Origin of the sequence: Paenibacillus sp. 4624 (assembly GCF_050435065.1) — a bacterium.
GTDB classification, from domain to species: domain Bacteria; phylum Bacillota; class Bacilli; order Paenibacillales; family Paenibacillaceae; genus Paenibacillus; species Paenibacillus amylolyticus_D.
Genome location: NZ_JBNDJR010000008.1, coordinates 51,076 through 73,270 on the forward strand (window position 1 = coordinate 51,076; position 22,195 = coordinate 73,270).

The 22,195-nt window shown below is 45.5% G+C and carries 22 protein-coding genes and 1 pseudogene; 18 read left to right on the forward strand and 5 right to left on the reverse strand.

The window, feature by feature from the left end; genetic code table 11:
- Nucleotides 1-25: 25 nt before the first annotated feature.
- Both ABIE27_RS18465 and ABIE27_RS18470 read right to left on the reverse strand, forming a co-directional pair.
- A complete protein-coding gene (locus tag ABIE27_RS18465; RefSeq protein ID WP_429351195.1) occupies nucleotides 26-1,705 on the reverse strand; it encodes an ABC transporter substrate-binding protein in 1,680 nt (559 codons plus the stop codon).
- Between the two features lie 123 nt (nucleotides 1,706-1,828).
- Nucleotides 1,829-3,436 carry a response regulator transcription factor gene (locus ABIE27_RS18470; protein ID WP_123065213.1) on the reverse strand — a complete coding sequence of 536 codons (1,608 nt, stop codon included), beginning with the start codon at nucleotides 3,434-3,436 and terminating at the stop codon, nucleotides 1,829-1,831.
- 370 nt (nucleotides 3,437-3,806) lie between these two features.
- Between ABIE27_RS18470 and ABIE27_RS18475 the strand changes: the two genes are divergently transcribed.
- On the forward strand, nucleotides 3,807-4,745 hold the full coding sequence (locus ABIE27_RS18475) for a lysophospholipase (protein ID WP_429351196.1): 939 nt from the start codon (nucleotides 3,807-3,809) through the stop codon (nucleotides 4,743-4,745).
- A gap of 144 nt (nucleotides 4,746-4,889) precedes the next feature.
- Here the strand turns inward: ABIE27_RS18475 and ABIE27_RS18480 are convergent, their stop codons facing one another.
- Nucleotides 4,890-6,701 carry a sensor histidine kinase gene (locus ABIE27_RS18480; RefSeq protein ID WP_429351197.1) on the reverse strand — a complete coding sequence of 604 codons (1,812 nt, stop codon included), beginning with the start codon at nucleotides 6,699-6,701 and terminating at the stop codon, nucleotides 4,890-4,892.
- Between the two features lie 497 nt (nucleotides 6,702-7,198).
- Here ABIE27_RS18480 and ABIE27_RS18485 point away from each other — a divergent pair, with 497 nt between their 5' ends.
- The 5 genes from ABIE27_RS18485 (at nucleotide 7,199) to ABIE27_RS18505 (ending at nucleotide 11,746) form a co-directional block, all read left to right on the forward strand.
- Nucleotides 7,199-8,056: an ABC transporter permease gene (locus ABIE27_RS18485; protein WP_186812220.1), complete on the forward strand. Its 858-nt coding sequence runs from the start codon at nucleotides 7,199-7,201 to the stop codon at nucleotides 8,054-8,056.
- 19 nt (nucleotides 8,057-8,075) lie between these two features.
- Complete coding sequence (locus ABIE27_RS18490) at nucleotides 8,076-8,948, forward strand: carbohydrate ABC transporter permease (RefSeq protein WP_123065210.1); 873 nt, start codon at nucleotides 8,076-8,078, stop codon at nucleotides 8,946-8,948.
- 800 nt (nucleotides 8,949-9,748) lie between these two features.
- Entirely contained in the window at nucleotides 9,749-10,393 is a 645-nt protein-coding gene (locus ABIE27_RS18495) for a hypothetical protein (protein ID WP_429351198.1), read from the forward strand.
- Nucleotides 10,394-10,461: 68 nt separating this feature from the next.
- Nucleotides 10,462-10,929, forward strand: coding sequence for a GNAT family N-acetyltransferase (locus ABIE27_RS18500; protein ID WP_123065207.1), 468 nt, complete (start codon nucleotides 10,462-10,464; stop codon nucleotides 10,927-10,929).
- Between the two features lie 19 nt (nucleotides 10,930-10,948).
- Nucleotides 10,949-11,746 carry a GNAT family N-acetyltransferase gene (locus ABIE27_RS18505; protein ID WP_429351199.1) on the forward strand — a complete coding sequence of 266 codons (798 nt, stop codon included), beginning with the start codon at nucleotides 10,949-10,951 and terminating at the stop codon, nucleotides 11,744-11,746.
- Between the two features lie 75 nt (nucleotides 11,747-11,821).
- Here the strand turns inward: ABIE27_RS18505 and ABIE27_RS18510 are convergent, their stop codons facing one another.
- On the reverse strand, nucleotides 11,822-13,123 hold the full coding sequence (locus ABIE27_RS18510; protein WP_429351200.1) for a DNA recombination protein RmuC: 1,302 nt from the start codon (nucleotides 13,121-13,123) through the stop codon (nucleotides 11,822-11,824).
- A 421-nt stretch (nucleotides 13,124-13,544) separates the two neighbouring features.
- Between ABIE27_RS18510 and ABIE27_RS18515 the strand changes: the two genes are divergently transcribed.
- Nucleotides 13,545-14,186: a FusB/FusC family EF-G-binding protein gene (locus tag ABIE27_RS18515; RefSeq protein WP_123065204.1), complete on the forward strand. Its 642-nt coding sequence runs from the start codon at nucleotides 13,545-13,547 to the stop codon at nucleotides 14,184-14,186.
- Nucleotides 14,187-14,439: 253 nt separating this feature from the next.
- On the opposite strand, the gene ABIE27_RS18520 is transcribed toward ABIE27_RS18515, so the two are convergent.
- Entirely contained in the window at nucleotides 14,440-15,036 is a 597-nt protein-coding gene (locus ABIE27_RS18520) for an NAD(P)H oxidoreductase (RefSeq protein WP_429351201.1), read from the reverse strand.
- 246 nt (nucleotides 15,037-15,282) lie between these two features.
- On the opposite strand from ABIE27_RS18520, the gene ABIE27_RS18525 reads away from it, so the two are divergent.
- The 11 genes and pseudogenes from ABIE27_RS18525 (at nucleotide 15,283) to ABIE27_RS18575 (ending at nucleotide 21,938) form a co-directional block, all read left to right on the forward strand.
- Nucleotides 15,283-15,672 carry a winged helix-turn-helix transcriptional regulator gene (locus tag ABIE27_RS18525; RefSeq protein WP_123065202.1) on the forward strand — a complete coding sequence of 130 codons (390 nt, stop codon included), beginning with the start codon at nucleotides 15,283-15,285 and terminating at the stop codon, nucleotides 15,670-15,672.
- Nucleotides 15,673-15,692: 20 nt separating this feature from the next.
- Entirely contained in the window at nucleotides 15,693-16,319 is a 627-nt protein-coding gene (locus tag ABIE27_RS18530; RefSeq protein WP_429351202.1) for an NUDIX hydrolase, read from the forward strand.
- A 121-nt stretch (nucleotides 16,320-16,440) separates the two neighbouring features.
- A complete protein-coding gene (locus ABIE27_RS18535) occupies nucleotides 16,441-16,773 on the forward strand; it encodes a hypothetical protein (protein WP_161556962.1) in 333 nt (110 codons plus the stop codon).
- Nucleotides 16,774-16,830: 57 nt separating this feature from the next.
- Nucleotides 16,831-17,694: a DUF4085 family protein gene (locus ABIE27_RS18540; RefSeq protein WP_429351203.1), complete on the forward strand. Its 864-nt coding sequence runs from the start codon at nucleotides 16,831-16,833 to the stop codon at nucleotides 17,692-17,694.
- Nucleotides 17,695-17,707: 13 nt separating this feature from the next.
- On the forward strand, nucleotides 17,708-18,238 hold the full coding sequence (locus ABIE27_RS18545) for a hypothetical protein (protein ID WP_429351204.1): 531 nt from the start codon (nucleotides 17,708-17,710) through the stop codon (nucleotides 18,236-18,238).
- A 109-nt stretch (nucleotides 18,239-18,347) separates the two neighbouring features.
- Complete coding sequence (locus ABIE27_RS18550; RefSeq protein WP_123065198.1) at nucleotides 18,348-18,560, forward strand: hypothetical protein; 213 nt, start codon at nucleotides 18,348-18,350, stop codon at nucleotides 18,558-18,560.
- Between the two features lie 74 nt (nucleotides 18,561-18,634).
- Entirely contained in the window at nucleotides 18,635-19,174 is a 540-nt protein-coding gene (locus tag ABIE27_RS18555) for an HAD-IIIA family hydrolase (protein ID WP_123065197.1), read from the forward strand.
- A 26-nt stretch (nucleotides 19,175-19,200) separates the two neighbouring features.
- Nucleotides 19,201-19,521 carry a hypothetical protein gene (locus ABIE27_RS18560; protein ID WP_429351205.1) on the forward strand — a complete coding sequence of 107 codons (321 nt, stop codon included), beginning with the start codon at nucleotides 19,201-19,203 and terminating at the stop codon, nucleotides 19,519-19,521.
- A gap of 24 nt (nucleotides 19,522-19,545) precedes the next feature.
- Nucleotides 19,546-19,623: pseudogene (locus tag ABIE27_RS18565) on the forward strand (hypothetical protein); the annotation flags it as partial.
- 19 nt (nucleotides 19,624-19,642) lie between these two features.
- The gene (locus ABIE27_RS18570) at nucleotides 19,643-20,509 is read left to right on the forward strand and encodes a phosphotransferase (protein ID WP_123065195.1); all 867 of its coding nucleotides are present in this window, start codon (nucleotides 19,643-19,645) and stop codon (nucleotides 20,507-20,509) included.
- Nucleotides 20,510-21,086: 577 nt separating this feature from the next.
- A complete protein-coding gene (locus ABIE27_RS18575) occupies nucleotides 21,087-21,938 on the forward strand; it encodes a hypothetical protein (protein ID WP_429351206.1) in 852 nt (283 codons plus the stop codon).
- Nucleotides 21,939-22,195: the final 257 nt, after the last annotated feature.

Sequence of the window (22,195 nt, forward strand, 5' to 3'; positions counted from 1 at the left end):
TTACTTTTCCAAAAAACAAAATACCTTACTTACCACTTACCGACTTGAACCAATCATTCACCTCTTGGGTGATCTGGTCGCCGCCGTTGGATTTCCAGTTAGTGACGAATTGGTCGAATGCATCGATTGGCAGTTTGCCGTAGATGATTTTGTTGAAGGTTTCGAGCTCAGACTGACGGAGCAGGTTCCACTTGGATACCATGGTTGGTGTGGCTGCGCCAGTGAAATAGTTTTGTTTACGGATGTCGATCTGGGACATCACGACTTTACCCGCGTACCAGTTTTCCGGTTTACGGAATTCAGCCATTTGTTTCTCGTAAGGTGTTTCAGCTTTCTCGCCGTTGGCGAGTTTCACGAGTGTTTTCATGTACAGGTCTGGAATACGCGCCGGGCCGGTCAGGAACGGGAATTCGTTGGAGAAGTCTTTGATCTTCTCTTTGTCACTAGTCGGTTTACCGTCTACGACATCCCAGTCGTACCCTTTCGCAAAGCCGTACTCATACGGGCTGCCTGCTTTCGGGTTCGCGAGGTTTTCCAGCAGATAGTTGTAGTACAGGAAGATCGCTTCAGGGTGCTTCGCGTCTTTGTTGATCATGATACTTGCGTTGACACCAGAGTTCTGCCATTTCGTACCGATCTTGCCTTCTGGACCAGCCGGAACAGGGTAGGCTTTGTATTTCGCGCCAGGTACGTTCTTCAGCAGGTCTGGAGCAGGCCAGTCCGGTACCCAGTTTGCGCCAGGCAGAATGCCGGCTTTGCCAGCCGTCCAGCTTTCAGCGGATTTACCTTCGTCCCATAGGGCGGAGTCAGCGTGGATATAGCCTTTTTCCATCCATTCAGCCAGCTTGGCAAGAGCTTGTTTCGCACCCGGGTTCACGGAGCCGTACTCCAGATTGCCGTTTGCGTCTTTGTTCCATTGTTCTTCAATCGTGCCGTATGCACCGAACAACCAGTCGAGTCCGCCCATCCAGGTGTTGGTGTTATTTTTGAGCGAGATGGCCAGCGGGAATACTTTGTCTGGAGACAGACCGTCCGGGTTCTCGTTTTTGAATTTGTCCATGATGTTCTCAAGGTCTGCGATGGTTTTCGGCGCCTCCAGGTTCAGCTTCTCCATCCAGTCTTCGCGGAGCCAGAGCAGGGTATCGTCGTTATCCGTGTACTCCATGATAGGCATGTTGTACTTTTTGCCGTCCTTCGTGAACGGATACCACAGCTCAGGATGTGCTGCTGCGTGCTCTTTCAGAATCGGGCTTGCATACTTCTCGAACAGCTCATCAATGGCGATGAATTGACCGGAGTCGATCAGCTGATTCGTCAGTACCGCGTTCGTTGGTACGGTTACGAAATCAGGCAGCTTCTCGCCAGACGCAATTGCGAGTTGCAACTTCTGTCTGTATTGATCGTCAGTGGCCGGATACCACGTATCTTTGTGTTTCATGCCCAGCGTTTCGAGCATCCAACGGTCATGTACGTTGTTCTCTTTGGTATCGCCATGAGCGTATTTTTTCGGCATCAGCACGGAGCTGAATTCGATGGGCGGGTCGTATTTTCCTTTGGCAAACGCCGCTTCCGCTTCAGCAGAGCCGACAGCCTCTTGTGTATCATTCGTGCCTTTCTCACTGGCTGACCCGCCACTGCCGCATGCAGTGATGGTGATGAGTGCGATGACCATGAGCAAGGACCACCATGTTTTGAATTTGATCATTGTTCAATCCCCCTACGATGTATGATCTTTACACTGTAACTGTACCAAGAGGAGCGGGAGGGCATCTATATGAGTTTGTTAGTTTCGATAGGACTCTCTTAGTGAAAGTGTGAAAACTTTGGTTTAATGCTGGTCGCGGTACTCTTGCGGTGTCACGCCGAATTGACGTTTGAACACTTTGATAAAATACGCCGGGTCCATATAGCCGATCTCCAGGCTGATCTCATATACTTTCTTCGTGGTCGTGACCAGCTTGTGGCAGGCCCGATCCATTCGCAGGCGGGCGATATATTCACTGATGCCCTCGCCGGTCTCGATCTTATAAATCTTGGACAGATGCGTTGGATGCAGGTTCACATGATCTGCAAGCACACGTAAAGACACGTCTAGATGCAGGTTTTTATCCGTAAACTCCTGTATCTTCTTCACGTATTCCGACCGGGTATCCTTGACCTCGTTGGATGTGCCTTCCTTGAGCTTGGCGAGTACGCCGAGCGACCATTTACGCAGTTTGCCGATGGTGGAGAAGACTTCGCCGCTTTGCAGCTGATCGATCTCACTGCCCATGAGACCTGCCAGGGTGAGCTTGTTCCGATGAGCGAGGTTCGTGAAAGCAGCGGTGATGAGAAATCCGGCCTCCATACAGTGTTCCCATGATTCCGACCATTTCTCGTCCAGTTCGGCGCAGACGGCATGTATTTTGTCTTCGGCGGCATCCCATTGGCCGCTTTCCAGCAGCTGAATGAAGGTGGGCGGTGTGTACAGCACGTCCAGCGGACCTTGTGCCGCTGGTGCTTCGACATCGGTCACCCGCATGACGAATTCACGCTCGTCCCCGACGATCTGGCGGAAGTAGGCGGAAGCCTGACGGAAGCGATCGTAGATCTGTTCCGGGAAGGTGAACCACTCGGTCATGACAATGGAGAGGGAGCCTTTCAGAAACTGTTTTACTTTGGATTGAAGCTGAATGGACAGCTTCTCCAGAATGGTTTCTTTTCCAATATCGCCGCTTCGTTCCTTCAATTGCAGTAAAAACACGACATACCCGTGCTCTTCCTTCACACCCCACACGTGCATAAACTCACCCATAATCTCCTCCGCCATGTTGATGATGGCATATTCGATCAGGGTCTGATCATGACTGTCGTAGTGGCCGAACTCATTATCCATGCGTACCAGCATCAGCGCGGCATCTCCGGTGTGGAAGGGCAGGTCATAGTTGTCCAGTTTACGTTCCCATTCGCTGGCGGAGAACCGATGTCCCTGTAAGGCTTCCAAAAGAAGGCGTCCACGCAAATGCGGCAAATTCTCGCGCAAAGTAAACTGCGTCCGTGATAGGGAGCTGACAAGCGCCCATTCATTGTTTAGTTGGTCGATGGCTTTCTGCACGGCGCCGATCAGTTCGTCATCTGTTGGCGGTTTGAGCAGGTAGTCCACGGCTTCGTACTGGATGGCTTTCTTGGCATAATCGAATTCGGAATAACCGGATAAGAGGATGCATTTTATTTTTTTGTCCCGGATGCGGATGCGTTCGATCAGCTCTATGCCTGTCATTTCCGGCATCTGGATGTCCGAGATCACGATATCAATCGGGTGAGTTTCAATGAGTTGCAGGGCTTCACGAGCGGAGTATGCCCGGTGAACCTGTTCGATCCCGAGCGTATGCCAGGGTTTGGTCATGGACAGGTTATCGACCCAGTGTGCTTCGTCGTCTACGATGATCATTTGCATGTTGCTTTGTCTCCTTGCTTGAGGGTTTACACGCTTCTAAGCTGACATGTGTTGCAAGCAGTATATCACACCACCATCCGCTTCTCTATGGAAACAGTTCCGTGCACATATGCCTTTGAAAAAAAGGAATGAATAATCAATATTTAAGAATAGTAATCCGATATATAGGGTGAAACTGCAATTGCTAAACTCCTCCTTAGAGAAGTAGGATGAATATGTACAGCTGGTCACCGAGCATTTGGAGACCGCGCAGCAAATGAGGAAATACAGAAATACATAAAGAAAAAGATGACGATGAAGAAGAAGAGAAGGAAGACAAAGAAGAAAAAGAAGAAAAAGAAGAGAAAACGTATCATTACGGGGGGATTTTGTGAGTACAACAAATCATTTTAATTTTGAATCGGACGAAGGAACTCGTATCCATGTGTATAACTGGCTACCTGCGAGTGATACTCAGGTCAAAGGCGTTGTACAGATCTGTCACGGGATGGCGGAGACGGCTGCCCGGTATGAGCGATTCGCAACTGCACTTAACCAAAATGGATATATCGTCTACATTCACGACCAGCGGGGGCATGGCAAGACGGCAGAGGTTCTGGAGAACGTAGGGTATTTGGCAGACAGCGACGGATTCGAGTGGATGGTGCATGATCTGTATAAACTGACTGGCATCATTAAGAAGAAGTATCCTGAACTCCCTCTATTTCTGATGGGTCATAGCATGGGTTCTTTCGTAACGCAGCGTTATCTAATGCTCTATGGCGAAGAGCTGGAGGGGGTTATCTTGTCGGGTTCTACGCTGCATGTGCGCTTTATTCTTCATGCGGCTGCGCTGTTAACCAAAGAAGAGATTCGGCGCCGTGGCAGACGTGTACCGAGCCACCGGATGAACAAGCTGTCCTTCGGCAGTTACAACGATGCGTTCAAGCCCGTCCGCACCGAGTTTGACTGGCTTAGCCGTGATGCGGAAGAGGTGGATAAATATATACGTGATCCGTTCTGCGGAACGGTGTTTACGACAGGATTTTTCGCAGACTTTTTCAGCGGACTCAAGAAGCTTGGGATCAAAAACAATCTGAACTTGGTGCGCAAAGACCTGCCAATTCATATCTTCGCTGGAGACAAGGACCCGGTAGGAAGCTTTGGCAAAGGCATTCTCCGACTGTACAACGCCTATAAACAGCAGGGCATCGACAACGTGACCTACAAGCTGTATCCGGGTGGGCGGCATGAGATGCTGAACGAAACCAACCGGGACGAGGTCACCGCTGATATTGTGACTTGGTTGGATAAGCAGATGAATAGATGAGCAAAAAGGTTTAGAAGTAGTCGCAGATAGAAAACGAAAGCAAAAAGATAGCAAAAACGCCTTTACCATCGCCATAATGAGCGGTTGGAAGGCGTTTTTTTGATCCACTCCTGAAGTATTTACGCTAGGTTAATCTATCTTTATCTATCCGCCTGAGTCGTTCCCACGTTCCTTGCTAACTTCTTCGCTCGGGATTTCCCAGACAATTTCGGTGCGGAAGCCGCCGAGTGGAGATGGGCCGAACAGGAGATAGGAATGACTGCCAAAAGTATGGATCATACGTTGATACGTATTCCATAGGCCGCAGCCGACCTCATCTTGCAGTGGCTCCAGCATCTCCTGATTCAACGCTTCATACTGCTCCGGCGTAAGGCCGGGGCCGTCGTCATCGATATAGATTTTGCCAAAGCCATTCGCACTTTCCCCGGTAATTCGAATCTCCCCCGATGTATAAGACTTTCCAATCCCATGGATCACCGAGTTTTCAACCATCGGCTGCAGCATTAGTCTTGGTACCGACTGGGCAAGCATATGCTCCGGAATATCAATGTGATATTCGATGCGGCCGTTGCGAAGCTTCTGGATATCCAGATAGTTGATCAGCAGCTGTATTTCTTCCTGCAGCGAAGAGGTTTCCCGTTCCATCCGGGTGGTGTAGCGATAGTATGCACTCAGGTTATGCGCCATGGATACGACGGCTTGCTCGTCCTTCATCTGTGCCATGTTGATAATGTAACCTAGACAGTTATATAGAAAATGCGGGTTAATCTGTGCCTGGAGCTGTTTCAGCGTAGCTTCTCTAGCTCGTATTTTTTCCTGAAAGACATTTTCAATCAGATCCTGAATCTGGTGAGACATGTCGTTGAAACGGTGGAACAAGAATGAAAACTCATTCTGGTTATTGCTGTGCAAACGCACGGAGTAATCACCTTGCTGCACGCGGCGCAAACCTTTGATCAGTTTCTGGATGGGGTACTGCACATTGCGATACAGAAGGATGGACGCCGATATACCCACAACAAGCAGCAAAATCATGCAGACATAAAACAGATTTTGACTCAGCGAGATCGGCTGCAAAATCTGATACAGGGGCACGACATCGACCAGATGCCAGTCCAAATATGTGGATTTGACGGTGCTGACGAGATAGTTTTTGCCACCCAGTTCAACCACATCCTGTGTTGTATCTTCGAGCGAGTGAGTGTCCAGATAACGGATTAGTTCGCCTGATAACTGCTTGTCAGCGGTGCGGTTCAGGATCGGGGCGTTGCCTTTGTGGTACAAGATCGGATCGCCCTGGCCGCCTGCTTTGTATGTGTCGAGCATATTCTGAATGTTCTCGTAGCTGAAGCTGGCTTCAATGACCAGATTACTGCCTGTGAGCATACCTGGTTGTGCTAATGAATCCGTATAGAACCAGTAAAAGGATTGCATGGCGTCTTTCGCGTCAGTGGAATGATCCCCGTAGGTCCATTGTCCGCTCATGTTTTTTTTCAAATACGCCTCATCATAACCTGTATCGCGGGTGTAGTTCGCTATAACCTCTTTGTTCTGCTGGGAGTACACCGCATAGCGGGTAGGCCAGAGATCGGTTACGCCGGTCTGGAGTGTCATTTTCTCCTGAATGATATACCTCGTCTGCATCTGGTCATACTTATCCTGCCACAGATTCAGACCGTTGAAGGCACGCACGTTCGGATCACGCGAGAGAATCAGGCTGAAATCCATCATCTGATTGATGCGCGAATCGATCTGACTGGACAGGAACGTGAGCTGCTTGGTGTTCGATACCTGCAGTTCTTTGCTTACGACGTCATATGTGACGTTGTTCGAGTAGGTGTACATGATCAGAATCGGGATGAACAGAATGATGATTAACAGATTGATTTTGGCGAAAAGGCTGAAGCGGGATCGGATTCCTTTTTGAAAAACGTTAAAGCGCTCCCATGTATACATAAAAAGTCTCCTCTATATTCACATACTGACTATATTGCTAAGCTTTTTTCTCACACGTTAACAGAGAGGGCAGAAAAAACCGGAAAAGCAACGCGGTCGCTTACAAGCTTTCTGCAAGAAAGCTGCATCGGAAGCATACGCTTATCAACGGATTTTCCCTATGAAGAAGGGAATCAAAAAAATCTGGGGATAACAGCTACCCTCAAGGTTATTCTGTCCTCGGAGTGGCTCGTGTAAATAATACTTTTAGTTCACCACTATAGATCAAACTAACAAAACCCTATCGACCCTAACAATGTTATATAGTCAGACCTCGGAATGGCTTGATACTATTTATATCAGAGAAGCCCAAGACACACAAAAACTTTTTTTGGGAACAGGAGAAGGTTCATATGGAGGCTAAAATGGAGGGTCAACGGCTCCCGCAGACGAATGCGGGAAACAAGCTGGAACAGAAGAGAAAAAAACGCTACAAACAGCCGTGGGTGCTGCACTTCATGGTGCTGCCAGCGGCCATTATGGTCTTTATTTTTTCATATATTCCGATGTCGGGTATTCTAATGGCCTTTCAGGATTACAAGCCCGCGTTGGGCTTCAGTGGTTCGGAGTGGGTGGGGTTGAAGCATTTCGAGTATATGTGGACCAATGATTATTTTCTGCAAATTACGTGGAACACATTATTCTTTGCCTGCTCGAAGATCATCATGAACTTGATTATTCCGTTTATCTTTGCGCTATTGCTCAATGAGGTACGGAAGATGGCATTGAAACGTACGATCCAAACATTAGTGTATCTGCCACACTTCTTGTCCTGGGTAACGCTGTCCGGTATTCTGATCGACATTCTGGCACAGACGGGCATATTAAATCAGTTTCTGGTGTCCGTGTTTGGCATCAAACCGATTTTCTTCCTCGGGGATGGCAACTGGTTCCGGTTCACCGTCATTATCAGTGATGTATGGAAAGAGTTTGGTTTTAACACGATCATCTTCCTTGCAGCACTGGCGGGCATCAACCCGGCCCTGTATGAAGCGGCTGAAGTGGATGGGGCGGGGCGCTGGAAACAGACGATGTATATCACTATTCCGGCACTCATTCCAATCGGGATCGTTATTGCCACGCTGGCGCTGGGCAACGTGCTGAACGCAAACTTTGACCAAATCTTCAACTTGTACAGTCCATTGATCTATCAGCAAGCGGATATCATCGATACGTTTGTGTATCGCGAAGGTCTGCTGAGCGGACAGTTCAGCTTTGCAACTGCGGTCAATCTGTTCAAATCGGTCATCAGTCTGATCCTCATCGTGATCTCGTACCGACTGGCGTACCGTTTTGCCGGATACCGAATTTTCTGAGAAAGGATGATGATGAACCATGTATCATAAAACGTTACCTTATCGCATTTTCAGCATCTTCAACAATGTGTTTCTGACCATCCTTTCGGTGCTCTGCTTGCTGCCTCTGTATCACTTGCTGATGGTATCCCTCAGCTCGTCCGCCCCTGCAAATGCAGGGCTCGTGACATTCTGGCCGATCGGGTTTACGTTCGAAGCGTACGCCAAGACGTTTGATAACTCCAACTTCTTGTCCTCGCTCTGGGTTTCGGTGGAGCGGACGGTGCTGGGCACCGGGCTTGCACTCATCGTCAATACGCTTGCGGCGTATGCTCTGTCGAAGGAGACGCGTGTGTTCCGCGCTCGGAATATTTATCTGTGGTATTTTGTCATCACGATGCTGTTCAGTGGGGGGCTTATTCCGGGGTATATCCTCATTCTGAAACTGGGCCTGATGAACACGCTGTGGGCACTGATCCTGCCAGGGCTGGTGGCGGTGTTCAACATCATTCTGCTGCTGAATTTCTTCCGCACGGTTCCGAAAGATCTGGAGGAGGCCGCATTTATCGATGGCGCAGGTCATTTCCAGTCGTTTATCAAAATTTATCTGCCCGTGTCCGTGCCGGTTATCGCTACCGTGTCCTTGTTCATGATGGTGGGGCACTGGAATGCATATTTTGACGGGATTATCTACATCCGTGATTCGGAAAAGCTACCCTTGGCGACATTTATGCAGACAATCATCGTACAGGGCGACATGACAAAGATGGACCCGCAAGCGATTGCGAACCTATCCCAGCGGACCATCCGGGCGTCGCAAATTTTTATCAGCGCACTGCCGATCTTGCTCGTGTATCCGTTCCTGCAACGTTACTTTGTAAGCGGAATTGTGGTAGGGGCTGTGAAGGAGTAGGACGTATGATCGGAGTGTCGATGGATTGTCTGGTGTAAATCTTTTTAGTTCAATCTGTATACCATTGTGAAAAGAAAGCTGCCAAACTGGGGAAGGCCAGGGAGGCGGCTTCTTTTTTTTGTAGTTTTTTACACATAAGCGTTAAGCTCCAGTTGTGAGTAATCACAGAGAAGCGTACGATTTTCTAGAACTTTGATGTTTGTTACGATTCAAAAGAAATTCCCTTATGAAAATGTAAATGATCACTAGGATGTTTAACAATAACAGACCTAAGTATCCATCCGTAAATTGAGTTCTCTCAATCCATTTGTTCACCAGTTCTCCAGAAAGAGCTTGCTTCGCTAAATAGTTATTAATATCGTTCGAATGAATTTCATCGATGTAAATGAGTGGGAACTCCATGCTATTGGGGGAGAAGGCTAGTGGTGGATAGAATTCAACCCATTTCTGACCTGTCCATCGATCATACTTATACTTGAAATCTGCGCTGGGTTCAGATTCAAGATTGTCCCATCTCATAAAGCCGAATGCGAGTAGAATACACAGTGTAAAAATGCTGATGATTATCTTTTTATTTTTCAAATGATCACATCCTTTTTGGCGCGAACTATATGTACTTCAACTATTGAAACCCAATCGATGCTAACGGCACTGTACCCGTTTTTTATTTTACCATTCCTTCCAGTTCTCTGGAAGGACATTCTCTCATTGTTAACTAAATCTCTCTAGTTACCTTAATTTGAATAAAATGGTACGATGGGAAAATAAAAATGAATATGAGAGGAGGAAAGCTCATTATGATGACGGATTCGAATTCCTGGTCTGTATGTATATCAAGCGATGTTAAGTTGAACTTTCTGGTCTATGTCGCCAGAGCGTATGGCATTTGCAATACGTATTTCCATGAGCACGGTACATGGCCTGACAGACAGGTTATTTTAGCAGATGAGTTATATCAGGAGTTTGAGACACAATGGCAAGATTTCTGGAAGGGCAGCATTCAACAAAAAGCGGAAGCAAAGATCCGGCAAACAGCTGTATCCAATTTTCGATCACAGGCCCAAGTGAAGTTTGCACACCTTAACCATAACTATGTATCTCCTTTTGTGCTTAGTCCGCCCCATTTTGAAACCATCGAACATCAGGGACTGAGGGATGCTTTGATCGCACAATGGCCATGCTTCATCCAGTGGTGGAACATGCCCGCAGGCGGACAAGCTGCCATGCATTACTGGGAAGGTAAACCGGATGTTATACGATATGTGCGGGAGTTTGAGATGGAAGCGGGCAGGCGAATTCAACCGTTTCATTTAAATGTGGATTTAATCTATAACGGTCCAACTAAGCCTATTGAGGTTACGGATGAATACGTTATTATGCCGATCAGAACGGATTATTTAATGAAGAAGGACTGGTGGATCGAGCGATTTAGAGAGAAGTACTGAGTTGAGCATATATAAGCGCATGTATGGGGTAGCATCTACAATTCACTCTACGAGCAGGGAGAAAAGAAATGGAATTCAGAAAAATCACTTGGGATAATTTTATTGAATGTATTGAACTCAAGGTTTCTCCGGATCAGCAACAATTCATCTCTTCGAATCAGCATGCACTTGCAGAAGCGTACATCGCCTCGGATGAAGGGCAGATCATTATTACCTTTGCAGTATACAAGCAAGAACGAATGGTTGGTTTTATTTCAATGTATTATGACGATGGGGATGGAAATTTCGAATATAGCAGCTATGGCATTTTCAAAATGATGATTGACCATCGTTACCAAGGGCAGGGATACGGTAGAGAAATGGTAGAGCAAGCGATTGCGTATGCACGTTCAGCCCCGCGTGGGGAAGCCAAAGTGGTAGAGCTAACGTATAAACCAGAAAATGTGCCTGCTAAGAGAATCTATGACTCGCTTGGTTTTCAACTTACCGGTGAAGAGTTGTCCTGCGGTGAGGTGCAGGCAGTGTTAACGCTGTAGTGGATGGAGAGAGACTGATATGAGAGAACTTGCACCTGACGAGAATTCAACTATATTGCCTTTGCTGGAGACGATTCGAAATAAAGCCGTATTTGCCCTTTCGGTGATCGACGGTATACAGCAGGGAAGCGTATATGTAAATGAAGGAAACCGAATCACCTCGGCATTTATTACAAGTAGTGGTGGTTTCTACAGTGTGGCTGGGGATGAAACGAACGATGCTTTTGCTCAAGATGTCATTCAGTATATGAATGATGAGTCGAATCATCCTGATTTTTTTGCATTGGGTGTCTATACCCAGGCTTGGGAGAACAAGATAAATGACTATCGTATTCAGCATTCCCAGAAAATCTCGCGTTCATATTATCGTTTTAATCAAGACCGTTTTATAAAGTCGTATGGGGAATTTGATAAAAAGCTGGAAAAGCTCTTTGAGTATTACCCGTTAGACCTCGATATCGCTACAAAATACAGAGAACATTTTTACCCATACTATAAGCTCGTATGGCCATCAGCCGAGAAGTTCTGTGCCCATGGAATCGGGCATTTTATTATGAAACATGAAGAATTGATTAGTGTCTGTACTTCACCATATGTGGGCGGAGGTTATGCAGAGATCGACATTATTACGGTTGAAGAGTTCCAGCGACAAGGGCTAGCGAGTAAGTTGGGGGTGCTTTTTATCCAAGACTGTCTATCACAGAACCTCATTCCCAACTGGAGCTGTCACACCGATAATGGTGCATCGAACAAACTGGCTCAGAGATTAGGTTTTGAAAAGATAGGCGAACATTCGATGTATTGGTATCATGCATGATAGGTTTAATTAAAAAAGAGGCGATGTTATCCCATATGTTCTGAGAGACATCGCCGATTTTCATATTCACGTTGTTTATTCTATGATAGCTTCTAAAAGGTTTTGAGATGACCCCGCACTAGGAAGTTCTTGAACGTTCCTTAACTTGCGCTCAATAGCGCGGGTTCGAACTGAAGCTTGATCAATATGGTTACTAGCCTCTTGTAATTTTTTCTGCGTTTTATCCAGAATATCTCCAAACTTTCCGAACTCTGTCTTAACCCCACTAAGTACCTGCCAGACTTCACTAGAACTTTTTTGGATTGCAAGCGTTTGAAAGCCCAACTGCAGACTGTTCAAAACAGCAGTCAACGTAGTAGGACCTGCGATAACGACTCGGTATTCTCTCTGAATGCTATCCCATAGTCCAGGCTTGCGCAGAACTTCGGCAAAGAGTCCCTCAATAGGCAGAAACATAATGGCAAAATCCGTTGTGTTCGGTGGATCGATGTATTTATCTCTAATAGTTTTAGCTTCATTTTTAATTTTGGTATCCAGAAATTTGGTGTTTTCGCTGATGGCTTGGCTGTTACCTTCCTCATAAGCATCCAGAAGTCGATGATAATCTTCAACAGGGAACTTGGAATCAATAGGTAGGTGTATAAATTGATTTTTATTATTCTTGTCAGGAATCTTAACTGCAAACTCTACACGATCGTTGCTTCCTTTTTTAGTAATTACATTTTTATCGTACTGCTCTACCGTTAGGGTCTGATCTAATAAATTTTCTAATTGTAGCTCGCCTAGTGTACCTCTTGTTTTGACATTGGTCAAAACTTTCTTTAAGTCTCCCACACCATTAGCGAGAGTCTGCATCTCTCCAAGGCCTTTATGTACAAGTTCTAATCGTTCACTAACCAGTTTAAAAGAGTCGCCCAGTCTTTGTTCCAAAGTCGCATGTAGTTTTTCATCGACCGTTGCTCTCATTTGTTCAAGTTTATGGTTATTATCCTGCTGTAAGTGTATTAATTTCTCTTCAACGGTTCCACGAATACGTTCCAGCTTTGATTCGTTCATTGCGGTCATGTCTGACAGATTTTTAGAAAAACTATCCAGTAGGTTCTTTTGCTGGGATGCAACCTCACCAATACTGTTAATTAGAGCTTGATTCATGCTTAGTATTGAACTGGAAAGTTCTTCACGATTCATTTTAGCTGTCGCATTTGCTTCCTGACGATTCTGCGTTGCCTGTTCCATCAACAACCTTCGTATATCTTCTTTTGTTTTATCTAACTCCACTCTAAGTTCATTTTGCTCGTTTCCGTGCTGTTTTCTCAGGTAAAGAGCGACAATTCCTAACAAGATGATTACGTTTAAAGCTACAATGGCAACTTGCATACAATTCTCCTTCTTTCTTTCGTTTTGACTTGATTAGACGTCCTAATTCCCTCTATCTTTTTCGTCATTTTATGCACAAATCCTTTTTTGTTAAAATGAATTCGAGAGTAACTCATTCTTGGATAAATCATAATCATTTGTGCATTTGTGAGTAAACGATGACTCTTATTGTAGTCAGCCGCCTGTCCTGCTATAATTCCCGTATATCGACTGTATTGGGGGTTATGACGTGGCAATATGGACTGTGCCGGATTGCTCGTTCGCTAGAAAGCCTTACGCAAAGCCTGAATAGGGGCGGACTTTGTGTAGGGCGCGACAAGAGTGAGATTGATCGCCCCCTGAGCGTATATCAACATGATGGTTCAACCCGCAGGCTTTGCACCTTATTTGCTTAACTACACTAAATAAGGGGCTGAAGGCCATGCAAACACCATTTATTCATAATCATCAATATAACTACATTTATAAACAAGCCGAATTTCTATTAAAAACGCTGCGCTCGGTCGTGGACCCCAAAGTATTGGATACGGTCCGCTACACCGTCAGTACGAATGCCGTTGGCATCTTCGAGAATCTGACGCTGGAACAAAAGCAGCTCCTGGAGCAGCTATCCACGTATAATACGCCACATGACGTGCAGCAATATTTGAATCAGCTTGAGGCATATCTGATTCCATACCCAGAGGTCACAGCCAAGCAGATTCAGAAGCTGTTTCCAAAGGCAAAGAAGCTCAAGCTGCCTGATCTGGAATCCATTGATTACGCACACACCACGTACCTGAGATGGATCGATATTGCGACAAGCCGATTGTTCGTTGTGTACCCGCACGAGGGGAAGTTCCTCGGGATTGAGGGACGCATTACACCCACGAACAAGAAGGGATACTGCATGTTTTGTCATCGCCATCAGGAGCTTGGATTTTACAACGTGAAGACCAAGGCACAATCGGCGGACAATTTTGCATCCGTTGCTCAGTATGTGTGTATGGATGACAAAGCTTGCAACGAGAGCATTACGGATATTAGCATGCTGGAGAAATTCTTGCTTGTGGCTACCAAATAACGCTGGAGAGTCGGGTGCGATATAGCGAAACCAAAGCAGTATCGTAAAGCAGGACAAAACACAGGTTGTAAAATAGCATAAAACACAGGAAAGGTCGCTCGGTTGAGCGGCCTTTTTGATGTGTAATGACGGAGTTTTACTTACCATAACCGCTCATGGAATGCGGAAACGGGTGATTTATTTTTCCAAAGGCGGAGCGGCAGGTGAGGTGTTTATTTTTTCAATCGTGAATAGCACGGAAGCACCTAAGCATTTATGTTGTTACTTGCTCGGCAGACGTGCTGGCATAGTTAACGCCCAACTCATACGCCTGATTCAGCAGTTCCTCATAGTGCTCCGGCGGTGCTTCTACTGTATTGTACAGAAACTCAACCTTTGAATTAGTCACGCCACAGTAATCGGCAATACCGACATTAAGCAGGTTTTGGATCGAATCACCGTAGCTCCTTTTGTTCATCTGTTCTTCGGATACACCAGCCAGGGCGATCCACAAAATTTGCTGATGATGCAGTTTGTTCGAACCATAGGCAAAACTGTTGTTCATGACACGGTCGATGTAGCCTTTCAGCATCGCTGGCAGATGCCACCACCACAGAGGGAAAACAAAAGCAATTGCATCGTGTTTCTTGAGCCGTGTAATTTCCGTTTCAATCTGAGGGGAGAATCGCTGATTATCTTGTGTATAATCTGGTTCATCTCCTGCTCGCAGGATCGGATCAAAACCAATCTCGTGCAAATCCACGATTTCAGCTTGATGGCCTGCTTTTGTCAGACCTTGAACGAAACGATCGGTGACCTGAAAGGTCAGAGAATCTTTGCGCGAATGAGATACCACCACTAAGACGTTCATTATCAATCACAACCTTTCTGGAGCTTGGTTTGGTAGCCATAGCTCCTCTGCTGATGCTATTATAAACAGAGTTGAAAACTTCTGGAAGTACGCACTTTGATGTTCTATAGGGAGATGAAAGTACCCTAGGAACATGAAATTTGAAGGAAAAACTTAAATGCACCTTAATGGAAATGTCGTGGTATAAGAATCATGATATAAAGACCGTGATATGAGGCTCAGAGAGATAACGGAGGGGAGATCGAGATGGAACAAGGCAAGACGAATGGTGAAGTACTCAAAAAATATAGAGTTGGCGTGGAAGCCGCGCTGGAAGTGATGGGTGGCAAGTGGAAGCCGCTCATTATTTATCACTTGTTTACGGGTCGCAAACGCAGTTCTGAACTGCGGCGTCTGATCCCCGACATTACGCAGAAAATGCTGACAACACAGCTGAGAGGGCTGGAAAAGGATGAGATCGTGCAGCGCCATGTGTACTCTGAAGTTCCTCCCCGTGTGGAGTATGAGTTGACGGCGTATGGATATGGACTTAAGCCTGCTTTGGATCTTCTGTGTTATTGGGGGGAAGATCATCTGGATAAGGTTTACGGCGATAAGTCAAAGGTGCTGGAAAAATTTAAATCCATAGAGACCTGAAGGACAGGAGGGAGCAGCAGGTGGGACATACGCGACACGCTGGAGGTATAACCCGAACGAATCAAGCCGATCAATTAAGCCATTCTGACCAAAACTCGCAAGCCATCAAGGATACACTAGTTAATCATTCCACTAAGGATACTCCGGCAAACTCAACTGATCTAACCAATCCACTCAAACAGACCGTGCCGATCCGCTGTGAAGGGGCTGCTGTGGTACTTCTGAAAAAATATTTAGATGAATACCATGTCCTGATGTTGAAGCGGGCTGGTCGTATGTTACATGAGGAATGGTGTTATATCGGAGGCGGGATTGAACAAGGGGAAAAGGCATGGGAAGCCGCTCTTCGAGAGGTTCGTGAAGAAACAGGCATCATAGATGTGTGTTTATATACGTCTAATCAGTTTGAACAGTTCTATTCACAGGCAGAGGATTATATCTATATGGCCCCCGTATTTGTAGGTTATGTGCACGAGGATCAGTCTGTCCAGTTGAATCATGAGCATAGCGATTACCGATGGATGACGTTTGACGAAGCCAAACAAAACGCAGCATTGCCCGGAATAGATGATATTCTGGATTTTGTAGAAAAGCATTTTGCCAGAAAAGTTCCTTCTAGGTGGATGCGAGTTACTGAAGATAGATAGATTAGGAGGGATAACGATCACATTCAAGACGATTTATCCAAGAGCTGTATTGAACCTCGTATGTATGTTGATCATTGAGATGTTGTTTTTTAGAAATGCTTTTTACGGTGAAAATGGAGTTATGAAATACATCGCCATCTTTATTTTCGTGTTTATCCTCGGTTTTATCATTTTTTTAATCCGGCGTATATTCTTCACCAAACCGAGTATTACGCTGGAAAGCGATCATGTGATCTCTACCAAACTACAGAAATACGACGCCTCTCAGATTGAGTGTATCTATATGAATTACAGACGAATCGGGTTTAAACGCTATGGCAAACGAATTGTGCCGATGGATTTATGCTTTTATTTCAAGAGGGATCAAGAAACCGCAGGCGTAGAAGCTGTCCGTGAATGGGCTGCGCGCAACAACAAAGAGATAAAACACAAGTTTTTTCAAACCTTGGCGTAAACGAGTACGTCTGTAATATAAGAGCACGTCGAGATTGGAGAATCTGGAGGAGTAGCTATGAAATATTTAACAAAAGAGTGGTACGAGACATGCCAGCAGACAGGGCTTCATTTTGGTCTGCGAGTACATAAAGAAGCGGCATCGTTAGACGAGGGCCTTTTCCAGAGGCTGTACAAACGGAAGGAAAACGAACATGTTAAGCAGGAGCGTGAGATTTATGATACCGATCCTCGATTCATGCTGGAGCACGATGGTCAGGTGCTGACCCGTGCAGACAAGGCTTTTAGCGGGGAAGAAGTCACAGAGGACGATCAGATCGTGTACCACATGCCGCCGGAAGAGCGAGCGCATATCGAGAAGCTGATTGCCGAATATGATGTCCGTCCTGCTTTTGATGTGAAGCGATGTAAAGAAAAGTATAAAGAAGCGATGGAGTGGAACTCCCAATATCATGCGGAGAAATTACCACCTGACATCGTGAACCAGATTGCAGACATCCGTGTGTTTGCACTGGGGTATTGCACGAGACAAGTCTTGCGGCAGCTTAAGAAAAAGAGTGCAGAGAGTACCCAAGAGATGGAACTTATTGGACAAGCTTATAGGGAAGCGATGTTGAACCAGAATATTGCGGATGAAATTAAAAGGCGGGTGCAGTTTCATGATTGTGAGGTGACGGAGCTGTTGGCCGCGGACGATCTTGTTATTCGTTTGGATAACCGTGGCGGCTTCACTGAAATGAATAAACTCACGTTGATTGCGCCTGAAATTCTTAAGCAAGAAGGTGAGATTGTGGGTAGTCACTGGTTGTACCAAGAGCTGTATCGGATCGATCAGGGGTACGAGTTACATGTTCTTTTGGATGGAGAACCTATGCCTGAATTGATTGTACGTTGTTCTGATATCATCGCCGAGATCGAGTGAGGGGGAAGAGGTTATGAATGAGATATCTTTGCCGTCATCAGCAGAACATCCCATCGAACCTCTGCGAATGACCAATACTGCTGCCTCGGTTTTTATTGAAATACTGGTTCTTAGTGGTTCTCATCTTGCCGAGACAAACCGGGAAAAAGAGTTTGTGATTTGGCTAGCACAGAGGGATCAGAATATAGTAGGACGGGGAACGGTAGGATTTGAACTAAACGAGATGCCATGGCTAGAGAAGGATGCAGCCCTGATGAAACAGTTTATGGTGAATGTGATTCATGGGGCGGTGAACAAAAGCGGGTGGCATATCTTGGATTATGAACCCGGTGAGGAGTGGTGCCATAACACACTTCAACATTTCCTAACGATGATTCAGGCGTTCAAAGCAGAGGATATCGATGAACAGTCATATCTGGATTGGATTTCTTCAGATGATGAGGATGAATACGAACCAACTGTTCCTGTAGGCCATCCAAAATGTAATCAGCATGGCGTTTACCTTTCTTGCCTCGGCTGTATTATTTGTAACTCTAGCATGTAAACAAGAGAGCATCCCTGTTCACACGAAGGTATAGCAATAACTTGGAGCGAGTAGATCATGCTTTTGTCAGGCACATAAGTTTATAGACAGCAAGGAGATGTACATTGCTATGGAGTTGTTTACAGCGTTAATCGCCGTTTTTATATGTATCATTATCGTGCTTATCGTTGCAGCGGTTGTACGTTATGCTGTGGATTCGTCCAAAACATCAAGAAAACTTGATCTGCTGATGAAGGAAGTACACGACCTGAGAACAGAAGTCAGAAGGCTACAACACACGAAACAGCAGGACAGCAAACATATCATTGATGAAAAAGTGTAGAAGCGGCAAAATCCTGTATGTAAAAGAACATCGGGCTTAACCAAAATAATTCTGATCGGGAGTGGACAAAACTCATGACTTCAAATCAAAACGTTCAGGCTGTTTTTATCGATAGAGATGGCACGATCGGAGGTACGGGGCATTTTATTCATCCGAGAGATTTTGAGTTATATCCAACTGCACAGGAAGCGATTATGCTCTTAAAGCAAAACGGAATGAAGGTATTCGCATTCACGAATCAACACAGAATTGCGCGCGGACAAGCTACGGTTCAGGAATTTGAGGCGCAATTTCAGGAGTATGGTTTCGATCAGGCCTATATTTGCTCTCATGAGGAAGAATGCGGCTGTCGAAAACCCAAACCAGGGATGTTGCATGAGGCCGCAGCGCAGCATGGTTTGGATCTAACGAGGTGCATCGTTGTTGGCGATGTAGGCGAGACGGATATGCTGGCTGCTCATGCTGTAGGAGCGACCAAAATTATCGTAAGAACAGGGTGGGGCGAATCCTCGTTAACGAAATTCAGAGATAAGTGGGCAGAGACAGAACCGGATTATATTGCCGCAGATATTTTGGAGGCAGTACATTGGATTATTGGCAATACGGATGAGTAGAAGTTCAGTGTATAAGGAGTGATGGGATGATTGCAAGAACATGGCATGGAGCGGTACCACTGGAGAATAAGGAAGCTTTTCTGGAATATGAGTACGAAACAGGTGTGAAAGATACACTTGCCGTTAAGGGGAACCGAGGAGCATATCTTAAAGTTGTCGATCAGGGAGCATACGCACATTTTTTCCTGTGTACCATGTGGGAGGATATGGAGTCCATGATGGCATTTGCGGGGCCTGAGCCTACCATTGCTGTGACATATCCGAAGGATGAGGAGCTTGGTTTGATCTCTGATCCAATCGTGATTATACAGGAAGTGACGAGCGCAGGTAGTCCGTTCGAAAATTAAAAGAGAACTACATTACATTTAGGGGAGTTAAAGGAAAAAAATATTATTTCGGAGTATGAATTCGACCAAAAGAAAGAGAAGTTGCTTGCAAAAATCAGATGAAATACAGGAGAAAGATATGATGAACATCAAACCAAGCATTGAGGAGATCAACGAGCTCTTTCAAAAATATAGCATTAACGAACAGATCATGGAAGTAAAGCAGTTGTCGGGAACGACAGCAGGACGGGTGTTCAGGCTTCGTGCGAGTTCGGGCCAGCAATATATTTTAAAATGGGATGATCCGGAGCAGATTCAGATTACATGTGAGTTTTTGGAGGCTTACAGTGATGTGAGACTGCTGCCAAAGGTTCTTTTTATCGATTCGGACAATACCTATTTTGCATACAGCTATTTGGAAGGCGAGACTCACTACAATCGGGGATCTAAGAGAGTTTGGTTAACCTTCATGGTAAAAGAGTTGTTTAATACATATGTGCATATAGCAGATGCTGAGTTCTGGGGAAGAACGGAGTATGCACGTGAGACATGGAAGGAATTCAATCAGATTAGTATCGATGAGGCGAGAGAAAATCTGGGTGACGTGCTTGGATTGGAAGATTACCATTTGGTTCAATCTACCGTGAATCGTCTGTTTCAGAAGGATGAGGCTGCGAGGTTTCTTTTGCATGGGGATGCGGGTGTTCATAATGTTGTGTTCAAGGAAAAAGAACTGATCGGGGTGATCGATCCGTCTCCGATGGTGGGTCCGGTTCTCTATGACTTTCTCTATGCTTTTTGTTCCTCACCCGATGACCTCGACCCGGCATTGTTATGGGAGATATTCGAGCATCTTGAACAGGTGGATATGGATAAGTCCAGATTGATGGAAGAAGCAATGGTTCATCTATACTGCCGGATTGGGCTAAGCAACAAACATCATCCGCAGGACTTGCCTGAGTATCTCGAAGCGTGGGATTTGTGGAAACGACTGTGTGAGAAACACTAGTAACGAAGTTAAGATGAAATTATGATATCATGAAACATCTGTATCAAGATTTCAGTTGTACAAGAACAGGGACGTGCTTCTATGGTGGATGAGTTGTTTTTCCTGAAAGCACTGGTTACTGATCGGATTGTTGCGGCTAGAGTGCTGGCGGAATAAATGGGGTCGTGGAAATGTTTCGATGAATATAATAAGAGAGCTCTGGCTTAAAGTCGGGGCTCTTGTCATTTTTCAGTATTCAACAAAAGAATCTATATGCACGTATACCGTTTGTCGCCGGACTTAAGCAGTACTCCAATTCTAACGATCCCCACGAAGCTTATTTGCCCTGAAATAAGGGTGTCCGAATTCTAACGATCCCCAGGAAGCTTATTTCATCCAAAAACCTGAAAAATACACTGGATTAGAGCAAAATCAGCTAAATAGCGTCTCTGTGGATCGTTAGAAAATAAAAAGCAGCGAGACAGGCCAAATAAGGCTTCTGCTGATCGTTAGCGTTTTAGTTGAGTAAGGAAACTAGGAACATCGTTCCATTCAACAATCCAAACAGTCAATGATGTATTACGGAGGAGGAAGTGTAATGACGAGCACTTATAAGATTCCTGAATTGTTGCAAGATATCATGGATTGGGAGCAGGAGATCAAGCATGAAGTATCTTATCTGGAGACACCCACGGGTTATTTTCTCCAATTCGATCCTAATGATCACGGGGGTTATTTGTGTTCTCCCGCTGATGCGATCGTATTTGCCAATACAGGCATGGATGGCATTCATTATTCATTTTTGACGGACTTTGGATATGCTTCTGATCTAAGTTTAGCGCCTGTAATTCGTGTAGACCCCATGGATTCTGGTAATTATGTGAAGATTGTGGCCAGCAATATACGGGAATTTTTTGCGCTGGTTTTCTCAGGTCATGAGGGACTGCTTCTGAATGAGTTTGCATCAAAACAAGAATACTTGAACTACATTAGAGAGCAAGAAGATAGAGCAAGTGAAGGTCACAGTGAATACTTCGATAGGAAACGCTGGGATCTTGAAAAAAACAAGGTTCGGGACTTGGCTATGCAGCGATTTGATCTTCATCCCATCCCGGACGGATACTCTTATATTCAGGAATCACGGCAGATCAGACGCGGTGAAGTGATTATCGATACACTAGATGGCCTTGGAGTTGTGCTGGGGAAAGATTTAGTGAGTGATCATAAGAGAGCGGAGCCTCATCCGTGGCATGAGAAAGAAATTCCATACGATCAGGAGCAGCAGTTAAAGTCCTATATATCGAGAGCAGATCAGGTGGGTCTGTTTAGTTTAATCCGGGACAGTCAGGCCCAAGGGTTCGATGATCCTGATGTATACCGAGCGATGAAAGATCGGCTCGTTTCATTCGGTCTGACGATGGAAGCGCAAAAGCTGATGCACTACAGGTGAATTACGTTGGAAACCAAGGAGGAAAGGAAATGCGTGAAACTTGGTTTACACCTTATCTAAGCTACATGGGATTTGGGCTTGTTGCTTTGACGGTCATGGGGACGTGAAGCAATTGATCCAGAAGAATATATGAAACAGATTAGAAATCTAAAGAGAAGTATGATCATTAACATCTCTTATCTCCTTATCTTGCTGTGTCAACTAGGCTATGTGATTTTATATTGGGATGAGATTGATATTTAGGCGGTTATAGTTAA

Coding starts and splice junctions, on each gene's coding strand:
- ABIE27_RS18575 (WP_429351206.1), top strand. CDS start 21,087: ATGACGAGCACTTATAAGATTCCTGAATTGTTGCAAGATATCATGGAT.
- ABIE27_RS18485 (WP_186812220.1), top strand. CDS start 7,199: ATGGTGCTGCCAGCGGCCATTATGGTCTTTATTTTTTCATATATTCCG.
- ABIE27_RS18525 (WP_123065202.1), top strand. CDS start 15,283: ATGGAACAAGGCAAGACGAATGGTGAAGTACTCAAAAAATATAGAGTT.
- ABIE27_RS18490 (WP_123065210.1), top strand. CDS start 8,076: ATGTATCATAAAACGTTACCTTATCGCATTTTCAGCATCTTCAACAAT.
- ABIE27_RS18570 (WP_123065195.1), top strand. CDS start 19,643: ATGAACATCAAACCAAGCATTGAGGAGATCAACGAGCTCTTTCAAAAA.
- ABIE27_RS18540 (WP_429351203.1), top strand. CDS start 16,831: ATGAAATATTTAACAAAAGAGTGGTACGAGACATGCCAGCAGACAGGG.
- ABIE27_RS18510 (WP_429351200.1), bottom strand. CDS start 13,123: ATGCAAGTTGCCATTGTAGCTTTAAACGTAATCATCTTGTTAGGAATT.
- ABIE27_RS18555 (WP_123065197.1), top strand. CDS start 18,635: ATGACTTCAAATCAAAACGTTCAGGCTGTTTTTATCGATAGAGATGGC.
- ABIE27_RS18480 (WP_429351197.1), bottom strand. CDS start 6,701: ATGTATACATGGGAGCGCTTTAACGTTTTTCAAAAAGGAATCCGATCC.
- ABIE27_RS18505 (WP_429351199.1), top strand. CDS start 10,949: ATGAGAGAACTTGCACCTGACGAGAATTCAACTATATTGCCTTTGCTG.
- ABIE27_RS18495 (WP_429351198.1), top strand. CDS start 9,749: ATGACGGATTCGAATTCCTGGTCTGTATGTATATCAAGCGATGTTAAG.
- ABIE27_RS18500 (WP_123065207.1), top strand. CDS start 10,462: ATGGAATTCAGAAAAATCACTTGGGATAATTTTATTGAATGTATTGAA.
- ABIE27_RS18560 (WP_429351205.1), top strand. CDS start 19,201: ATGATTGCAAGAACATGGCATGGAGCGGTACCACTGGAGAATAAGGAA.
- ABIE27_RS18520 (WP_429351201.1), bottom strand. CDS start 15,036: ATGAACGTCTTAGTGGTGGTATCTCATTCGCGCAAAGATTCTCTGACC.
- ABIE27_RS18465 (WP_429351195.1), bottom strand. CDS start 1,705: ATGATCAAATTCAAAACATGGTGGTCCTTGCTCATGGTCATCGCACTC.
- ABIE27_RS18545 (WP_429351204.1), top strand. CDS start 17,708: ATGAATGAGATATCTTTGCCGTCATCAGCAGAACATCCCATCGAACCT.
- ABIE27_RS18515 (WP_123065204.1), top strand. CDS start 13,545: ATGCAAACACCATTTATTCATAATCATCAATATAACTACATTTATAAA.
- ABIE27_RS18535 (WP_161556962.1), top strand. CDS start 16,441: ATGAAATACATCGCCATCTTTATTTTCGTGTTTATCCTCGGTTTTATC.
- ABIE27_RS18470 (WP_123065213.1), bottom strand. CDS start 3,436: ATGCAAATGATCATCGTAGACGACGAAGCACACTGGGTCGATAACCTG.
- ABIE27_RS18550 (WP_123065198.1), top strand. CDS start 18,348: ATGGAGTTGTTTACAGCGTTAATCGCCGTTTTTATATGTATCATTATC.